Raw genomic sequence first — 16262 nt, forward strand, 5'->3', positions numbered from 1 at the left:
ATATGTTAAAATCTAGTTACGAAAGGCAGGTCATACTTATGAGTGGAACCGATAATTTACAAGAACATCTGAACAATGGTATGTATGGCACACCACAACTCAAGCCTGACGAAAAGCGCAAATATCTAGGCACTTTTCGCGAACGCGTCTCACTTACGATCACCTTTGATCAACTAAAAGATCCACAAGCTTTGCTCGATCTAAAAGAAGAATTAGCTAAGCATCCTGATCTTTATGTGATCATCAACGGGCAACTCGAGCAAAAAATTCTAGCTTCACTACTAAAGATCGTTAAAGAAGCTAACGTCTCATTTACTTTAAACACTGATCAAGCTTTAGCTACTTGTTCAGATGCGATCGCCGTTGTTGTCTGCGCTAAAAAAGTAGCTTTACACGAAGAAACTGTCGATGTTTTCCAAAAATACCCTGAAAAAAAATCACCTACAGTTGAAAACAAACAAAAAGAAGAACATTTCTCGTTTTTCCATGATCTTTTTAAATAATTACTAAAAAGGAGGATACTAGACCTAAACTCTAGTATCCTCCTTTTTGAGGCTCTTTTACGAATTATAGCCAAAAAGTAAGACAAACATCATCGCAATCAGCGATAAAAAGACTAATAAGCTAAAAAAGAAAACTAACAGAAACTTATACTGTGTTTTGATCGCTGTATCTAGCCGTAACAAAAAGTAGATCACTAGACAACAGCAAATGATATCAACACTAAATAAGAGCGCTAAAAAAAATCTTGCGCCAACAATATCAGCCATCACTTGTCCCACCCTTCTACTCTTTTATTTGAAGCGTTCAACTAATTTTTTAGCTAACGGACGCTTCTCTGGCTCCAACAAGACATATTCGTGCAAAGCTAACGTAGGCGTTGCATGCGCATTTAAAAAGATCAACTGTTCAGCCTCAGCTTCAAAAGGTTGGTAGATATTAGGGATCACTACATCAAGTGCGCCATCAGCAAGTTTCAAAAGTTGCGCGATCCGCTTGAGTTCTGTCACATAACTTGGATCGATCTCGTCTAACACTTCATATGATTGTGAACCAGTTGCATATGTGGCATCGTAGCGCAACAACACTTGGATCCCACGCGCGATGACACTATCAAGTTTCAGACCTTGGGCACTCAACGTTTGGCGTTCGATCTCACCTAGTGTAAGTTCTTCAAATTTAGCCCGGGCACGAGCGTTTTTCTTCATGATCAATTCTTTTAACGGCGTACGTCCGTCACCAACAACATTAGCGGGGATCCGTTCGATCAAACTGACGACCTGACCATCAACAAATAATGCACGGTAAACAGAACCGGCAACGACTTGTTCGATCATGACTTGTTCACTTGTTTTAAATTGTGCCAAAACAGCTTGTTTCAAAGCTTTTTCCTTTGGTGGTAATCGGAAAAGCTGGGTCGCAGGTGAAGAAGATCCAAGCGCATTTTTGACAACGACTGCTTTATCTTTGACTTTAGGCCAAACCTTAACTAATGCTTGTTTATCTTGTAAGAGCCAAGCTTTAGCGCTTGCGACCCCATGACTTTGTAAGAAACTCTTTGTCAATTCTTTTTGTTGCCACATCTCAGTCATCAAAGCACTATTTTTATCTGTTTGCAAACCAGCTTTGACTAAATTTCCATTTAAGCTGATCAAACCTTGGTCAGCAGAGATCACTTGATAATCAAGCCCTGTTAATAAAGCTTCTGCCAAAACAGACCGCGTATTAGCATCGAATCCATCTTGTTTCAATAGCGCTGCTGTTTGATATTTTTCTGCTAGAAAAAAACCATACTCTTTAAGATCTTCATGTGTCCCTTGGGCTCGAAGGAGCTGCGCACTTGGAGTCGTCTCAACTTCTTTAAGTCTCTTTTCTAAAAGTGCAAATGTCCCTTGCCAATCAGCATAGCCAAATTTTTTAGCAAAACGATCTAACTCTTTTAAGAAGCTATGACCTTTGACAAAGATCGCTGTTTTGGCAAAAGGATTTTCAGCTGCAATTTTTTCTGCTTCGACCATCTCAACTGGTCTTTCTGTTTCTTCTGTCATCAAAAAATAGCCAACCATTACTTCTAGCAAGCGTAACTGATGTTTTGTAACGCCATGAGCCACAAAAGGATCAAGATCTAGACCTTTGAACTCTAGGTAATGGATCCCTTTTGCAAGCATTTCATCTCGCTTAGCGTAGTCTCCTCCAAGATCAAACAGCGCTTGATCAAATGATAAGAGGTCTTTTAATTCGTTTAGCTCGCTTGAAGAGATCGTACTAGCTTGTTTAAGCCAAGCCACACTTCTTTTAGGGGTCAACTGCTTTTCATTGATATCGATTTGCCAAGTGTAAGGAGTTGCACCAAATAAGTATGGGAAAAGCGCTTGATTTTTATAGAATCCTCGTAAGATCTTCAAATAAACTTGATTTCTAAATTTGACATACGAGATCTTTGACTTGCTAAAACGAGCAACATAAAGTTCACTAAAGAGCTTTTCTGGCAAAGCCACTCGGATCTTGCTCCCAAGTCTTTCGGAAGCAAACTTACCTTGTGAAAAAGGCCAAAGGCGATAGTTGCTCCCTAAATATTGGCGCACGATACTTTCTTGGAGTTTCATATCGGTCAAAGCATTAGCAAGATCAAGACCTTTTTTAGTCGTTAACCGTAATACACCAGACTTTAATTCTAGATATTGATTTTTTAGAGGACGTTTTATTTGTGCCAACTGTTGTTTTCTTTCTAAAATTTGCCAAGTTCGCTCGATCTGAAATGAGCAGGCACTTAACGCCTCAGTCAACTCTGACGCGATGACTTGCGTTCCGATTTCATCAAAATTCACTTTTGTTCATCCTTTACCGTAATTATTTATTGTTATTATAACAAATACCACGTCTGACCGCGATCACTGACACAAATTTATCTGCAGAGTTTTTTGTTATAATAGTGATATAAACGATCGAGAAAGGAGTAATTTTTTGAAACCTTTAGCTTACCGCATGCGTCCGACTAAGATCGAAGAGATCGTCGGACAACAACACCTTGTCGGCCAAGGTAAGATCCTCGCACGTATGGTCCAAGCCAAACGCCTTTCTTCAATGATCTTATATGGCCCACCCGGGACAGGTAAGACAAGCATTGCTAGTGCGATCGCTGGTTCGACTAAATATGCCTTTCGCATGTTGAACGCAGCGACTGATTCTAAAAAAGAGTTAGAACAAGTGGTCGAAGAAGCTAAGTTTAGCGGGACAGTGATCTTACTTTTAGATGAGATCCATCGCCTCACAAAGCCTAAACAAGATTTTTTATTGCCTCATTTAGAAAACGGTCGGATCATTTTGATCGGTGCTACAACGGAAAATCCTTATATCACGATCAACCCCGCGATCCGTAGTCGCACTCAGATCTTTGAAGTTCGTCCTTTAAATGAAGATGACCTAAAAGAAGCGATCAAGCGCGCTCTTTCAGACAAAGAAAACGGACTTGGCGCACAGAATGTAACTTTGACACCTGAAGCTATGCTCCATTTGACACGAGCAACACACGGTGATCTTCGCAGTGCTTTGAATGGTCTTGAATTAGCTGTCCTTTCAACGCCTCCAGATAAAACAGGAAACATCACTATCGATCTCAAAACGATCGAAGAATGTGTTCAAAAAAAAGCTTTAGTTCATGATAAAGATGGTGATGCACATTATGATGTGATCTCTGCTTTTCAAAAATCGATCCGGGGCTCTGACGTTGACGCAGCTCTACACTATATGGCACGTTTGATCGAAGCTGGAGATCTGCCTACGATCATGCGCCGTCTTTTGACGATCGCATATGAAGATATCGGCTTAGCTAACCCAAGTGCTGCCGCTCGTTGTGTTCAAGCGGTAACTGCGGCTGAAAAGCTCGGTCTGCCCGAAGCGCGGATCCCCTTAGCTAATGCTGTGATCGAACTTTGCCTTTCTCCCAAATCAAATTCAGCGATCCTTGCGATCGATCACGCTCTAAGCGATCTAAATAACAAAAAGCTTGGCGAGATCCCATCTTATTTGCGCGATGCTCATTATCAAGGGGCTAAAGAACTCGGACGTGGACTTGACTATAAGTATCCGCATGATTATCCTCACGGTTGGGTCAAGCAACAATATCTCCCCGACCCTTTAAAAGCTGCCCACTATTATGAACCTAAAGACAGTAGTCGGTATGAGAAAGCCTTAAAAGACCAATACGAACGTTTGAATAAATTTAAAAATGATTAAGCTTTACTTTCTTTCTGGCAACGCTTTCGAACTTTTTTGCATTCTATCAGGATGTGTGCTACTATAATAATATACTTCTGAGATGTACGCGTTATCCTATAAATGTAAGGTTGACCGAACAACTTTTATATTAGGTATCCGTAACGTCTGGTGGCTGGCACACCTTCAGTGGGAGTCAAAGATCAGATCATGGGACCATTTTCCTGCGTACACGCGGGTTCAACTACAAGGATGATTAACGGCATCATCGGAACTTTAAAGTGAAAAACTTTGGGTAGCGGCTTTGACTTTTGTCTTAGTCGCTATCTTTTCGTTAGAAAGGAATTATTAGCCGTGAAGGAACTATTTATTACCGGGTTGACTGTTATTTTAGGTGCGATCGTTCTTTATATGGGGATCTATCTCTTCTCCCATAAAAATCGCTCGATCTTTGGGCTTTATCACCCTCAAAAAAATAAAGGTCTTCAAAAAGTAGTCATCTGTTGGGCCTATATCTTAACGATCTTAGGTAGTTTAACGATCATCTCTGCTTTTGCCTCGCTTCTGTTATTTCAAGTTATCATGCTTGTCTTAGATGCTTTTAGCGCTTGTATCCTCTCTTTTTTCATGGTCGCTTACTCGCGTTAGCACCGATCGTTCTTGCTTTCAATTTTGCAATAAATAAAGTAAAATAATATTGATAAAGAAGAAAGGGTGATCCTGATGTTACAAAGATACAAAAACATTCTCGTGCCAGTTGATGGTTCGCATGAATCTGAATTAGCTTTCAAAAAAGCAGTCGCAGTTGCTAAACGTAATGGTGCTGACACGAATCTTCATCTCGTTCATGTTGTTGATACACGTGCTTTCCAAAATATCTCCAGTTTTGATACGGCTATGGTCGAACAAGTAACTGAAACAGCGAAGAAAACGATGGAAGGCTATGTCAAAGAAGCTAAAGAAGAAGGTTTACAAAACATCTCTTACTCAGTCGAATACGGAGCTCCAAAGGCCGTGATCGCTAAGGATCTACCTGAAGAAAAGCATATCGATCTGATCATGATCGGGGCTACGGGTCTAAACGCGGTCGAACGTCTTTTGATCGGTTCTGTAACTGAATACGTAACTCGAACAGCAACTTGTGACGTTTTAGTCGTAAGAACAGACTTAGAAAATAAGCCGGCTTTGAAGAAGACTAAGCCTAAAAAATAAGTGATCAAAAATCACCCTAAGTTGGAACTCCTACCAACTTAGGGTGATTTTACATATAAATTTAGCCTTTTTAAATCAAGTGTCTCTTGAGCCACGTGAATAGTTACTTTGGATACTAAAAAATAAGCTCAAGCCTACCAACATCAGTAAGGCATACACGCTAAAACCCCATTGTGCTCCAACTCCATCCATGATCTTCCCGACAAAATAATTGGCGATGAATTGACAGATCAAATTAATGAAATTCCAAAATGAAACTAAAGAACTCAGTAGATGTTCTGGAACTATCTGCATAGCTTTCGTATAGACAATAGTTCGAACTGCAGGTCCAACTAACCCCAATGCAAAGATATATCCTGCCGTCATCACTAGACTCTGATTCAATACTAAAATACCACCTAAGATCAAAGCACTAAATAAAAAGGTTACGATCAATTTGTTTTCTGTTATCCTCTTAGCTAATAAGGGTAATAGAAAACCGGCTAAACAAGCACCGATACCATACATTGTATCTATTGCCCCATAGTTGACCGAATTTCCATGTAAATGCTCTTGCACATATCCTGGTAGCGCAGTATTAATTACGTTTGATGCTACAAAAGGTATATATAATACAATTCCTAAAACTACGAGCCACTTTTGATAACGTAAATAATTAGGGTATCCGTCAACTGATATGGATATTCCTACAAACACTTCCTACAATAGAATTGTGGGGAGTGTTTTTTTACGCAAATATACAATCAATTCGTAAAAAGAAAAATTGTTGATTAGCAAAACCGTAACAACTTCGTTTTAAGAGTTTGATCTTTCGATTGATACCCTCCAAAGGACCATTGGAATATATTGAAGTTACGCTATTTATTAGATAGCTGCGATTTTTACGGAAAGTACGAATGGTCGTATCCATCTCTGTATTGGTGCGCTCATAACTATCAAGAACCTCATTCAAAGTAGTAATGTCTTTATTCTTCAAAGCTAAGGTAATATCTTGGTAAGTCTGATAAACTATTTTGAATTTAGAAAATTTATTGATGATCAAGTCGATCGCATTCTGTTGAGTCATATATTCATTGATTCCCCTAAGATAGACAACATTTTTAGGGTCGATCTCATCAGATTTTTTATGGAATAAACGCCACTGTGATTTGAGGATCTTATATTCTCGACTATGCTTATTGAGCGACCTAGTGAGAGCGATTCGACAACTGTCTAAAGCACGTCCGGCTAGCTGAACGATATGAAATCGATCAATAATAATCTTGGCATTCGGGAAAAGTCGTCGAATGAAACGCTGGTATTGAGCGTTTAAATCAATGACGACCGATTCCACTTGATCACGTTCAAACTTTGAGTAACGATTTTCAAAATAATTGATAATGGTAGAAGATAGTCTATCTGGGAGTTTAGCAACTAACCTATGAGTTTGTGCATCACAACAGATAAAAGAAGTTGTATTTTTAATCGAACGAAATTCATCAAAACAAAGATTCTTGGGCAAAACAGGTACTCGATATTGAGGTTTGATCCGTTCGACAATAGTTCTTCGAACACTACTAGCAGAGCAATGACAGATGCGAGCGATAAGTTCACCGTTCAAACCTTCCCTAGCTAATAACATGATCTGATTTTTTAGTTTACGAGAAAGAGTTTGATTAGGCTTAGTCAATTCAGAGGTCGCACCGAAAGTTGTGCGACAATTTTTACATTGATAGCGTTGTTTATGAAGGATCATTTCATAACGTATACCGTTTAAACTTGGTAAACGTACGTGAGCTTTAGCGAAACCATTTTTATTAACAGTGGCAAAGCCACAATTTCGACAACGGCTGATAGGATAAGATAGTACAGCTTTGATCAAAACTAATTTCTCTGTGCCATTATTTAAATTATCGATAACATCAATAACTTTGAGATTAGGGTCTTTAATATTTAGAAGTTTTAGTATACAATCGTTATGGGACATTTAAATTCTCTCCTTTACGTGGTTTGTGGTGAATTCATTGTATAATGAGAGGGCATTAAATGTCCTTTTTTTTGCGCAAAAAAACTGGTATGGAATTTTTCATCCATACCAGAAAGTGTATACCCAATAATTACCAATTTTTATGTCACTAGCACTATTTCGTTTTACATTTAATTTGACATGCGAAATCAAAATAAATAATATCAGCGATACTCCAAATAGACATACACCTAAAAATAAGATCTTTTCAAAGCCGATACACCGATATAAGATACCCGAGATCAACCCAGATGAAAATAATCCCATTTGCATAGAAATTTCAGCTAACGAATTTACCTTGATCACATTCGTATCTTTAGTGAAGGCATTTAAAATGTCTTTTGAAGCAGGAAAATATAAATTCCAACCGATCCCATTACTTAAAGCAACTAGATAGACAGTTACTTGTCCAAAAGAATGTAACTTCAGCATTATTATTGGAACGATTATAAAAAAAATGCGAAATATATACGAAATTATAACTATCATTTTGGAATTTACCAAACGTAAAAAGTAAATTGCGCTTAATGATATAAGTAAACCAGCTACAACATTAACATTTGCAATAACTGCAACCATACTATTCGATCCGTAAAGTGCAATAACATACCAATTTAAAGCTGATATTATGATGCCCGCCCCAAATTGTGCAAGAAAATCACTAGTAATAAAAAGTGAAAAATCTTTTTTCATAGTTTCAATGCCTCAAAAATTGCTCTTTCTTTATCGTTTAAAGTTAAATTCATTCCTTTTCTTTTGAAGAATTCGTGTGCAGAAACTTTAAAATCACATTGGATCACATTTTTCATATATCCATCGATAACTTTTTCGTCCCTCCCTTGTAAATATGCGTTATAAATAAATAACAGTTGCAGCCATACTTTAAAAAGAGGATCTTTTATCTCTGCATTTAATCGTGAATACAATTTACTATCAACATTTTTACGCATTTTATTTTCAAATTCTAAACATTTCGCAATCAACTGCGAAAAATTTTCAAATTTCGTAGAAAACTTTGGAATTGGAACATTGTAATTATATATACAAGCCTCTTCATACTGATCCAAAATGCTTTTATATCTTGTGTAATGCCTAGAATATACATGCATCGTACTTGTGAACCATGTCATCTTACCAACATTTAAATTCGTCCAATATGCCATTAGCTGCAATAGTACACTCCATTCAAACGTATTTATTCCTCCAAATCCCCAAATAGTATCATTTGCTCGAACACTTACATCTAAATTTAACCTCCCTTTTCGCGCCATAAAATGCAACCAATTATTACAAGGTACATCTTTTGTATCCACAAAATCTTTACCTGGATCATATATCGACATCACCGCGCGTTTAGTATTAAGATCGTCTTTCAATCTTTTAATAACCATTTCAAACTGGTCGATCCCATCCCAATTTCTTAATCTTGGACCATATGCTGCTCTCCACGTCATCCCATCATCTGAAAAATCAACTGCTCTAGGTAAATAGTGTTCTAGAAATACTAAATCGTTACGCCCAGCTAAAACCCATAACGTCTCTGCAATTAACGCAAAAATATTATTATTTCTATTCTTTAATACTATTACTCTTTCATTTGGTTTTTCGATCGTCACTAGTTGCGCTAATACTTCTTTTTGACGAAAGCCACGTGTTAACACTTCTTCCCCATCAGCATCAATTTTTCTCAACATCTGGATAAGTGCATCTGTTTGATTTTGACACTTCATTTAATTTCCCACTTTCTTTTATGATGTTTGCTTCCAATAACCCATATGTACTTAGCTTTTTTATTGCAGTAATAATTTTAGATAAATTATTACTTGTGGCTATTATCTTTACCTGAACCTCTCCAGTATGGTAAACTACCTTTTGAATATTTCTCACTTCATTGATACCGCTCACCTTTTTTTCATCTTCTGCAGTAAATTTCTTTAAGGGTAATTCAACTGCATATTGATAAGGTAGTTTATGTGTTGGAAGCTTTCTCTTAGCTAGTAACGTATACGTATTTTCCTTAGAGATCATAGATGATAGGTTGGTCATACCAGAGATTCTTGGGTTTATTTCTAAAATATATACTCTGCTCTTCTTTTTATCGTATATCAATTCAAACTCAACTGATCCATTTAGCCGAAGTTCTAAACAAATACACTTTAATTTGTTCTTTAAAGTATTAAGCTCCTCATCCCCCAACTCCTCATAAGGTCCGTATCTTAAATGCGCAAAAGGCATCAAATTTTCATCAGTATACTTTTTTATAAGCGGTTGGAAATACACATCCTCCCCATAAGTTATCGCCTCTATTCCCAGTAGCTCGCCACTTACATATTCTTGAATAATATGATCTACTTTTATTGATCTCAAAAAGGCCATCAGATTTTTGAGATCTTCAAATTTCTTTATTCCTTGCGACATCGAATCCCATAGTGGTTTTACAATACATGGAAAACAAAAACTATTGAGTTTATGTTCTATAATGTTAAGATACGAACCATACCCATTAACTCTTTTACTGATCAAATCTCCAGAAACATAGATAGTCTTAGGAACTTCTACACCTCTTTTACGGAGAAACCTAACAGTATCCCATTTATTACTCAATATCATTACTGATTCTAATGGATGCATTATGTATGGAATTTTATTTTTTGAAAAAAATCTTGATAAGCTTGCATCTCGTACCGCATTATTATCCGGAAGAGATATGGATACAACCAGATCCGGACACCAGTTTATAATACGTTTTGCCAATTCTTCTTCCGAAATTCCTTCCATAAAGTATTCGATCTCGCCATAAAAGTCTTCTTTTGTACAGTTTCTTTCACTATAAAATAGTTTAAGGACATTATCTTTACAAAGTTGATCAGACATCTTCTTTAACATTGGTTGCGCCTGCTTTATATCAACAGATCTTATAAAAGCTATCCTACTCATATTCGATCACCATTTTTCTAAGCTCATAAAATAAGTTTTGGTCTACAGTTCTATAACAAGACGAAGTATTGATAATATGTCCCAAGCGTGAGATATTATCACCTGACACCTCGACCTCATCTCCTTCTTTAACATACATTTTTATTTCTGAAGCGCTTTTTTTATCAGACACAATTTTCTTTATTTTGCCAGGACGTTGATTCTTAATAAATTTAATTCCTGAAAACAGTTCCTTTGTTCTAGAGATCTCAATATCCATACCTAAAGCTATCTTTAGATATAATTCTGCCTCATTTATCCCCGTAGCATTAAATATAATGTTAGGAATATAGTCACCAGGTAGTCTAACACCAACTTCAACAACTTTGGGACCATCTGTCGTTAAAATAATTTCTACATGCGCAACGCCATTCGTCACATGTAATGCCTGTATAGCAGCAACAGCAACTGTTTGAAGCGAGCTATTATTTTGGGGATCTACGCAACTAGGAACAATGTGTCCTACTTCAGCAAAATATCTTCCATATGTCGTCTGTTTATCTGTTACACAAAGTACACTGACTTTCCCTTGTGATACGACTACCTCGACACTGAATTCTGGGCCTTCCAAAATTTCTTGCACGATCACTTTACTTCTCAACGGAAAGCCATGCGGAAATTCATTGTCATTTTTTTCTATGAATTCATATGCATTTTGTAATTCTTCCAAGTTTTCTACTTTCTGCACATAACAAGAACCCGCATTTTTACTTGGCTTAACAATCACAGGAAATTTTACCGATGACAGAAACTTTTTATTTTCTATAACCATCGTTTTAGCACAAGGAACTTTGGAACTTTCAAAAACTTTCGCCATTAAGTATTTGTCCCTATACGCTTCTGCAAAATCTAAATCATTTGTTGGAAGTTGCAGCTCACTTGCTATTTTGACTGCTAAATCTGAAAAAAATTCAAATCCACTAACAACACCGTCTACACCCTTTTTCTTAGAAAGCTTTACAATTTCTTTTTGAGCAGTGTCAAAATTTGAAAAATCTATCTTCCATACTTCATCTAACTCATTCTGCAATTTGCGGTCATATCCTTGATAAACGTTTTCTTGTGTAACAGCTACAACATATAATCCCAAACTTTTTGCAGTACTGAGTAACAATCTACCCGCAGTAGTATTGGGTTCTAATAATAAGATCTTCTTATTCATATTCCACCTCGTAGTTTTCTAAAACTACTTGCATTTCCCGTTTTACACTTGCTTTATCACCACTAAACATAAATCTTCCTGCATTAAAATAGTATCCACCATTTCCATCTAATATTTGACCGACCTTTGGAACAATTGCATAATTTAGAGTTTCTAAGTAACTAAAATTAACAACTTTTTTAACTTTTACTGGCTCTTTTAATGGTTCAGGAAATAATAAGAAACCTCCACTAGAAAAATTTCTCTTTTCTTTCACATCATCAACACACTCTAACATTTGACAGCGCAAGAGACATTCAACCAAATCAATACTAAATACTTTCTTGATCAGTGGCACAATTTCTCCACCACCTTGTCTAGCCCCAACTTCTAAAAACACAAGATCATTATTTTTTAAGATGAATTCAAGATGAAATACTCCGATACTCATCCCGAGGGCATTTAAAGCTGCTAATACCATTTTTTCAACTCTTTTATATAGATCCCTATCATTAATTAATACAGATCCTAGTGGCTTTCGGGATACTTCGTACTCATAACATGTATTTATGTATCGACTTATACACATAAATTGCATAACATTTTTGTTTTTTAAACCATCTACATGATAGATCGGACCTGCTACATACTCCTCAAATTCATATAACGATGGATCCTCTAAGCGAGAATAAATATCTTCAAATGAACTTTGATCTTTTACAATACATACATTTTCACTTGCTGCTCCTTCACATGGTTTGATCACGAGCGGAAATTCTAACAGCTTACTTCTAATATCTTTGACATCCTTTGTGTTCTTAGGAAACAATAAATCTGTATTTTGCAGAGCATGTTTCATCTCAAATTTATTCGTAAAATTCCTAGATACTTTCTCGTTCATCCCTCGGATATTAAATTGTGATCTCAATATACCTGCAGTTTTAATATCATACTCAGACAGCGCAATTATTCGATCTATCTGGCCAAGCTTTCTTTTGATCATTGTTAAAATTTCCACTAGAGCATCAACGTCATTTAAATCTGAGAGCAAGTAATGAATATGATCCGAAGTGATGTTTTTTAAATATTTTTCACCACTGTTATTAGTCAAATAAATAACAGTATTTTCACTATGATCTATCATTTTTTCATAGTCAGCGAATTTATCTTCCCATCGGTTAATAATGATAATATTCATAAGGATTCCCCCCTCTATATAAAACAAATCTTTTCTTTTTCTAATAATATATCACCTGTAAAAAGCTAAGTAAAGTGGTTTTTATAATTTTCTTTAAATTAAAATTAATATAAAATTAGAATATTTTTATGTTAATTTTTAGAATGATTAATATAAAAATAATAGAAACAATAAAAAACACCTTTTGCAATTAACGCTTGCAAAAGGTGTTTACTTAAGCATATTTGAACGGACAGCTTTCAAGATGGTCGTTGACTAGACCACAAGCTTGCATTAAAGAATATACGATCGTTGGTCCCACAAATTTAAAGCCATGGCGTTTTAATTTTTGCGTTATTTTTTGCGAAAGCTCTGTTTTAGCAGGAACTTGGGCTAACGTTTCAAAGTGATGGATCACCGGTCCAGCTGGACATTCTTCCCACAATAGCTTGTCTAAACTTTGCCCCGTTTTTTGTAGTTCAACTAAGCATTGCGCATTATTAATGATCGCCTTTAATTTAGCTTCATGGCGGATCAACCTTTTATCTGCCATAAGTCGTAAGAGATCGGCTTCTGTCATTTGACTGACTTTTTGGATCTCAAAATCAAAAAATACTTCTCTAAAAGCTTTTCGTTTAGCTAAAACTGTCTGCCAACTCAGACCAGCTTGTAGAAGTTCTAAGCTCAATAATTCAAATAGTTTTTGCTCATCATGGAGCTCTTTGCCCCACTCGTAGTCATGATATGCTTCCATTTCGGGACTTGAAGACACCCAACTACATTTTTGTGCCATGATATCTATCCTTTCGTCTAAATTTTCAAAGTGCTCCCTTTAAGAGCAAGCGTACTTTAGCTTTAAAATGATCTGCTGGCGTTGCGGTTTGTAAACTAGCCTTTATCTGACTTGGTTCGTCAGTTATGATCGCATCGGCCCCTAATGTTTGTGCTTCTAACGCTTGCTTTTTTTGCTCTAAAGTCCATAAGTAGATCTTTTTATGTTCTTGATGAGCTTTGGTGATAAATTCTTTGGTCACAGTTGGCGCAGAGACCGAGTAAAAATCGGCTTGATTTTTAGGTAGATCAAATAAAACAAACGGTAAGATAAAGCCTGCCGAAGCTTTAGGCAAAGACCGTTTTAAAGTCGTGATCGCCAAAAGATCCATCGAGTGGATCTGATCTTTTTTGATTTCTTTTCCATAAAGAGTAAGAAATTGAGTCACATAAGGCGATACGGGCACATTTCCCACTTTAAATTCGATCAAAAGTGGCTGGTCTAATTGCTGAGCTTTAGCTAAATAAAGTGTAAAATCAGCTAGCGGAGCTTTTTTAGCATGTTCAAAAACTTGAACTTTAGTCAACTCTTCTAGCGGACTTTGATTGATGTGTAACTCTTTTTTAGCGAGTTTTCTTAGATCTTCATCGTGGCTGACAACAAAATGCTGGTCAAGCGTCAATTGAATATCTAATTCAACATAAGCTGGATGCGCCCGTTGATGCGTTTTGATCAAAGCTGGGATCGTATTTTGCACACCATCTGTACCATCTACGCCACGGTGTGAGATGATCAGTGGCATCTTTTCACGTGGCAAAGTCAACTTTTGCCACGTTACAAAGGCACTACCGCACACAGCTAGCGTTAGAAAAAATAAACTAGCTTTGAAATTCAAAGTACGCGTTTCAAAAGAAAGACGTTGGTGTAAAAGCCATAAAAGCAAAATTTGCTTGCTCACGCTAACACTGACAAAATAGCCAAGCGCACTGACTTTACCAACGACCATCAGATCACTTACAGCAAGTGTCGTTCCTAAAAAGGTAACGGCACTAAAAAATAAAAGTATTAAAAAAACAAAAGTGTGTTTTGAGCGTGAAGCATCAAAATTTTTGCGTAATTGCTGTAAAAAGTTTTTTTCTGTCAATAATTGCAAATTGGAACTTGGTAAAAGACGTAAACATACATAATAGCCAACTAGATAAAGTCCCCCTAAAAGGCCTAACCAAAAGATCCGCTTATAAAAAAAGACGTTCGTCACTGTGAGCGGAAGCGGAAAATGTTCTAAAAGCCGGATCAAACTCAACGGACTAAAAGGTAGTAAAAGATAACAGATGACCCCTACCCAAAAAAGTCCTTGCCCATAACTTTTAAGCGTTAGCTTTTGCGCATTTATTTTTAATAAAAACAGTGGTCCTAACAAAAGATAGAGTCCAGTTAGAGGCAACGAAAGACTGAGGCAGATCTCTAACAATAAAAAAACAGCTAAGAAAAACAAATAGAATCCAGTTATTTTTTTCATACTATCACCTAACTAAAAAAGGCATGGTCTTAGACCACACCCTTAAAGAGTAACATTATTTTTTATCTTCGTCTGTTAAAAGACCTTTACCAAGCTTTTCAGAACCTAACGCTTGGAAGTCATAGTGCAACTTAGCGTTGTCTTCGTATTCTTCGATCGCAAGCTCGATCAACTTGTTGATCAATTCTTTGTAGTTGATCCCAGAAACAGCCCATAATTGTGGGTAAAGTGAAATGTTTGTGAAACCAGGTAAAGTATTGACCTCACCAAAGTATGGTACGTTATTTTCATCAACTAAAAAGTCCATCCGTGCCATTCCGCGGTTACCTAAAACACGGAATGCATCTAATGACATTTGTTGGATCTCTTTCGTTAAATCTTCAGGTAATTCGATCGGGATCTCAAAGACCACCCCAGAAGCATCGACGAACTTGTTGTTGTAATCATAGAAATCATCACTCTCAGGAACTAAAACAGCGCCTAACTTCGAAGCTTTTGGTTGACGGTTACCTAAAACAGAACATTCAACTTCGCGTGGACTGTTGATCGTTTCTTCAACTAAGATCTTAAAGTCATAACGGAAACCATCTTCGATCGCTGCATCAAAATCTGCTTTATTTGAAACTTTGTGGATCCCTACTGATGAACCTTGGCGCGCCGGTTTAACAAAAAGTGTTTCACCTAACTCTTTGGCACAACGTTCATAAGTAAATTCAGCTTTATTTTCAGGTGTTACGACTACGTAACGTGTGTTTCTGATCCCATGAAGTGTCAAGATCTGCTTAGTGAGATCTTTGTCAAAGGAGATCGCAGATGAAGCGATCCCACTTCCGATATACGGCTTATCCAACAGACGGAACAAAGCTTGCACTGTACCGTCTTCCCCCATGTTTCCGTGGATCACAGGGTAAAATAAGTCAACATCCTTAACTTCAGAAAGATTTTGGAGATTAGCCAATGGATTAGAGAAATCAACATCTTTTGTCGCTTCAGCCACGATCTCATCTTCAGGTGCCCCATTAAAGATCTTCATTGAATCTTCGTTCCCTAATAAGAAACCTTCTTTAGTGAACATGAAAACTGAAACTTCATATTTATCTTTATCTAATGCGTCATATACAGTATGCGCGGAACGCTTGGAAACATCGTGTTCTGAAGAGTTTCCCCCAAAAAGCAATGCAACATGCATCTTCTTATCTGCCATAATGGTTTATCCATCCTCTTAATATAATATTATTATACGGT

16 protein-coding genes are annotated in these 16262 nt (G+C 36.8%); 4 read left to right on the top strand and 12 right to left on the bottom strand.

The genetic code is table 11. The features are described from left to right. Positions 1-38: 38 nt before the first annotated feature. Positions 39-503 (top strand): YueI family protein, encoded by a 465-nt coding sequence (locus QFX10_RS10590; RefSeq protein WP_280606185.1) that lies wholly within the window; start codon positions 39-41, stop codon positions 501-503. A 57-nt stretch (positions 504-560) separates the two neighbouring features. On the opposite strand, the gene QFX10_RS10595 is transcribed toward QFX10_RS10590, so the two are convergent. Both QFX10_RS10595 and QFX10_RS10600 read right to left on the bottom strand, forming a co-directional pair. Then, a complete protein-coding gene (locus tag QFX10_RS10595; protein ID WP_280606186.1) occupies positions 561-770 on the bottom strand; it encodes a hypothetical protein in 210 nt (69 codons plus the stop codon). Between the two features lie 24 nt (positions 771-794). After that, a complete protein-coding gene (locus tag QFX10_RS10600; protein WP_280606187.1) occupies positions 795-2828 on the bottom strand; it encodes a bifunctional glutamate--cysteine ligase/glutathione synthetase in 2034 nt (677 codons plus the stop codon). A 136-nt stretch (positions 2829-2964) separates the two neighbouring features. On the opposite strand from QFX10_RS10600, the gene QFX10_RS10605 reads away from it, so the two are divergent. The 3 genes from QFX10_RS10605 to QFX10_RS10615 all read left to right on the top strand — a co-directional run bounded on the left by QFX10_RS10605 (position 2965) and on the right by QFX10_RS10615 (position 5427). Further along, a complete protein-coding gene (locus QFX10_RS10605; RefSeq protein ID WP_280606188.1) occupies positions 2965-4236 on the top strand; it encodes a replication-associated recombination protein A in 1272 nt (423 codons plus the stop codon). A 333-nt stretch (positions 4237-4569) separates the two neighbouring features. Continuing rightward, a complete protein-coding gene (locus QFX10_RS10610) occupies positions 4570-4863 on the top strand; it encodes a hypothetical protein (RefSeq protein ID WP_280606189.1) in 294 nt (97 codons plus the stop codon). 75 nt (positions 4864-4938) lie between these two features. Beyond that, complete coding sequence (locus tag QFX10_RS10615) at positions 4939-5427, top strand: universal stress protein (protein WP_280606190.1); 489 nt, start codon at positions 4939-4941, stop codon at positions 5425-5427. 75 nt (positions 5428-5502) lie between these two features. Here the strand turns inward: QFX10_RS10615 and QFX10_RS10620 are convergent, their stop codons facing one another. From QFX10_RS10620 to QFX10_RS10665, 10 genes are all read right to left on the bottom strand, one after another. Beyond that, the gene (locus tag QFX10_RS10620; protein ID WP_280606191.1) at positions 5503-6123 is read right to left on the bottom strand and encodes an MFS transporter; all 621 of its coding nucleotides are present in this window, start codon (positions 6121-6123) and stop codon (positions 5503-5505) included. A 31-nt stretch (positions 6124-6154) separates the two neighbouring features. Continuing rightward, on the bottom strand, positions 6155-7393 hold the full coding sequence (locus QFX10_RS10625; protein WP_280606192.1) for an ISL3 family transposase: 1239 nt from the start codon (positions 7391-7393) through the stop codon (positions 6155-6157). 99 nt (positions 7394-7492) lie between these two features. Next, positions 7493-8125: an MFS transporter gene (locus QFX10_RS10630; RefSeq protein ID WP_280606193.1), complete on the bottom strand. Its 633-nt coding sequence runs from the start codon at positions 8123-8125 to the stop codon at positions 7493-7495. Continuing rightward, positions 8122-9162, bottom strand: coding sequence for a thymidylate synthase (locus QFX10_RS10635; protein WP_280606194.1), 1041 nt, complete (start codon positions 9160-9162; stop codon positions 8122-8124). The genes QFX10_RS10630 and QFX10_RS10635 overlap by 4 nt, the downstream gene beginning before the upstream one ends. Beyond that, on the bottom strand, positions 9110-10318 hold the full coding sequence (locus tag QFX10_RS10640) for an ATP-grasp domain-containing protein (protein ID WP_280606195.1): 1209 nt from the start codon (positions 10316-10318) through the stop codon (positions 9110-9112). Before QFX10_RS10640 ends, QFX10_RS10635 begins: the two co-directional genes overlap by 53 nt. A 43-nt stretch (positions 10319-10361) precedes the next feature. Further along, entirely contained in the window at positions 10362-11570 is a 1209-nt protein-coding gene (locus QFX10_RS10645; RefSeq protein ID WP_280606196.1) for an ATP-grasp domain-containing protein, read from the bottom strand. Then, positions 11563-12747, bottom strand: a complete 1185-nt coding sequence (locus tag QFX10_RS10650; protein WP_280606197.1) for an ATP-grasp domain-containing protein — start codon at positions 12745-12747, stop codon at positions 11563-11565. Before QFX10_RS10650 ends, QFX10_RS10645 begins: the two co-directional genes overlap by 8 nt. 214 nt (positions 12748-12961) lie before the next feature. Beyond that, positions 12962-13519, bottom strand: coding sequence for a DNA-3-methyladenine glycosylase I (locus QFX10_RS10655; RefSeq protein ID WP_280606198.1), 558 nt, complete (start codon positions 13517-13519; stop codon positions 12962-12964). Positions 13520-13544: 25 nt separating this feature from the next. Continuing rightward, entirely contained in the window at positions 13545-15017 is a 1473-nt protein-coding gene (locus tag QFX10_RS10660; RefSeq protein WP_280606199.1) for a glycerophosphodiester phosphodiesterase family protein, read from the bottom strand. 55 nt (positions 15018-15072) lie between these two features. Beyond that, a complete protein-coding gene (locus QFX10_RS10665) occupies positions 15073-16221 on the bottom strand; it encodes a D-alanine--D-alanine ligase family protein (RefSeq protein WP_280606200.1) in 1149 nt (382 codons plus the stop codon). Positions 16222-16262 lie beyond the last annotated feature (41 nt).

The sequence above is a fragment of the Ligilactobacillus faecis genome (genome assembly GCF_029889745.1).
Classification (GTDB): domain Bacteria; phylum Bacillota; class Bacilli; order Lactobacillales; family Lactobacillaceae; genus Ligilactobacillus; species Ligilactobacillus faecis.

Excerpts from the sequence above, each read along its gene's own strand:
- QFX10_RS10590 (WP_280606185.1), top strand. The coding sequence starts at position 39 with ATGAGTGGAACCGATAATTTACAAGAACATCTGAACAATGGTATGTAT.
- QFX10_RS10595 (WP_280606186.1), bottom strand. The coding sequence starts at position 770 with ATGGCTGATATTGTTGGCGCAAGATTTTTTTTAGCGCTCTTATTTAGT.
- QFX10_RS10615 (WP_280606190.1), top strand. The coding sequence starts at position 4,939 with ATGTTACAAAGATACAAAAACATTCTCGTGCCAGTTGATGGTTCGCAT.
- QFX10_RS10625 (WP_280606192.1), bottom strand. The coding sequence starts at position 7,393 with ATGTCCCATAACGATTGTATACTAAAACTTCTAAATATTAAAGACCCT.
- QFX10_RS10630 (WP_280606193.1), bottom strand. The coding sequence starts at position 8,125 with ATGAAAAAAGATTTTTCACTTTTTATTACTAGTGATTTTCTTGCACAA.
- QFX10_RS10635 (WP_280606194.1), bottom strand. The coding sequence starts at position 9,162 with ATGAAGTGTCAAAATCAAACAGATGCACTTATCCAGATGTTGAGAAAA.
- QFX10_RS10640 (WP_280606195.1), bottom strand. The coding sequence starts at position 10,318 with ATGTTAAAGAAGATGTCTGATCAACTTTGTAAAGATAATGTCCTTAAA.
- QFX10_RS10645 (WP_280606196.1), bottom strand. The coding sequence starts at position 11,570 with ATGAATAAGAAGATCTTATTATTAGAACCCAATACTACTGCGGGTAGA.
- QFX10_RS10650 (WP_280606197.1), bottom strand. The coding sequence starts at position 12,747 with ATGAATATTATCATTATTAACCGATGGGAAGATAAATTCGCTGACTAT.
- QFX10_RS10655 (WP_280606198.1), bottom strand. The coding sequence starts at position 13,519 with ATGGCACAAAAATGTAGTTGGGTGTCTTCAAGTCCCGAAATGGAAGCA.
- QFX10_RS10660 (WP_280606199.1), bottom strand. The coding sequence starts at position 15,017 with ATGAAAAAAATAACTGGATTCTATTTGTTTTTCTTAGCTGTTTTTTTA.
- QFX10_RS10665 (WP_280606200.1), bottom strand. The coding sequence starts at position 16,221 with ATGGCAGATAAGAAGATGCATGTTGCATTGCTTTTTGGGGGAAACTCT.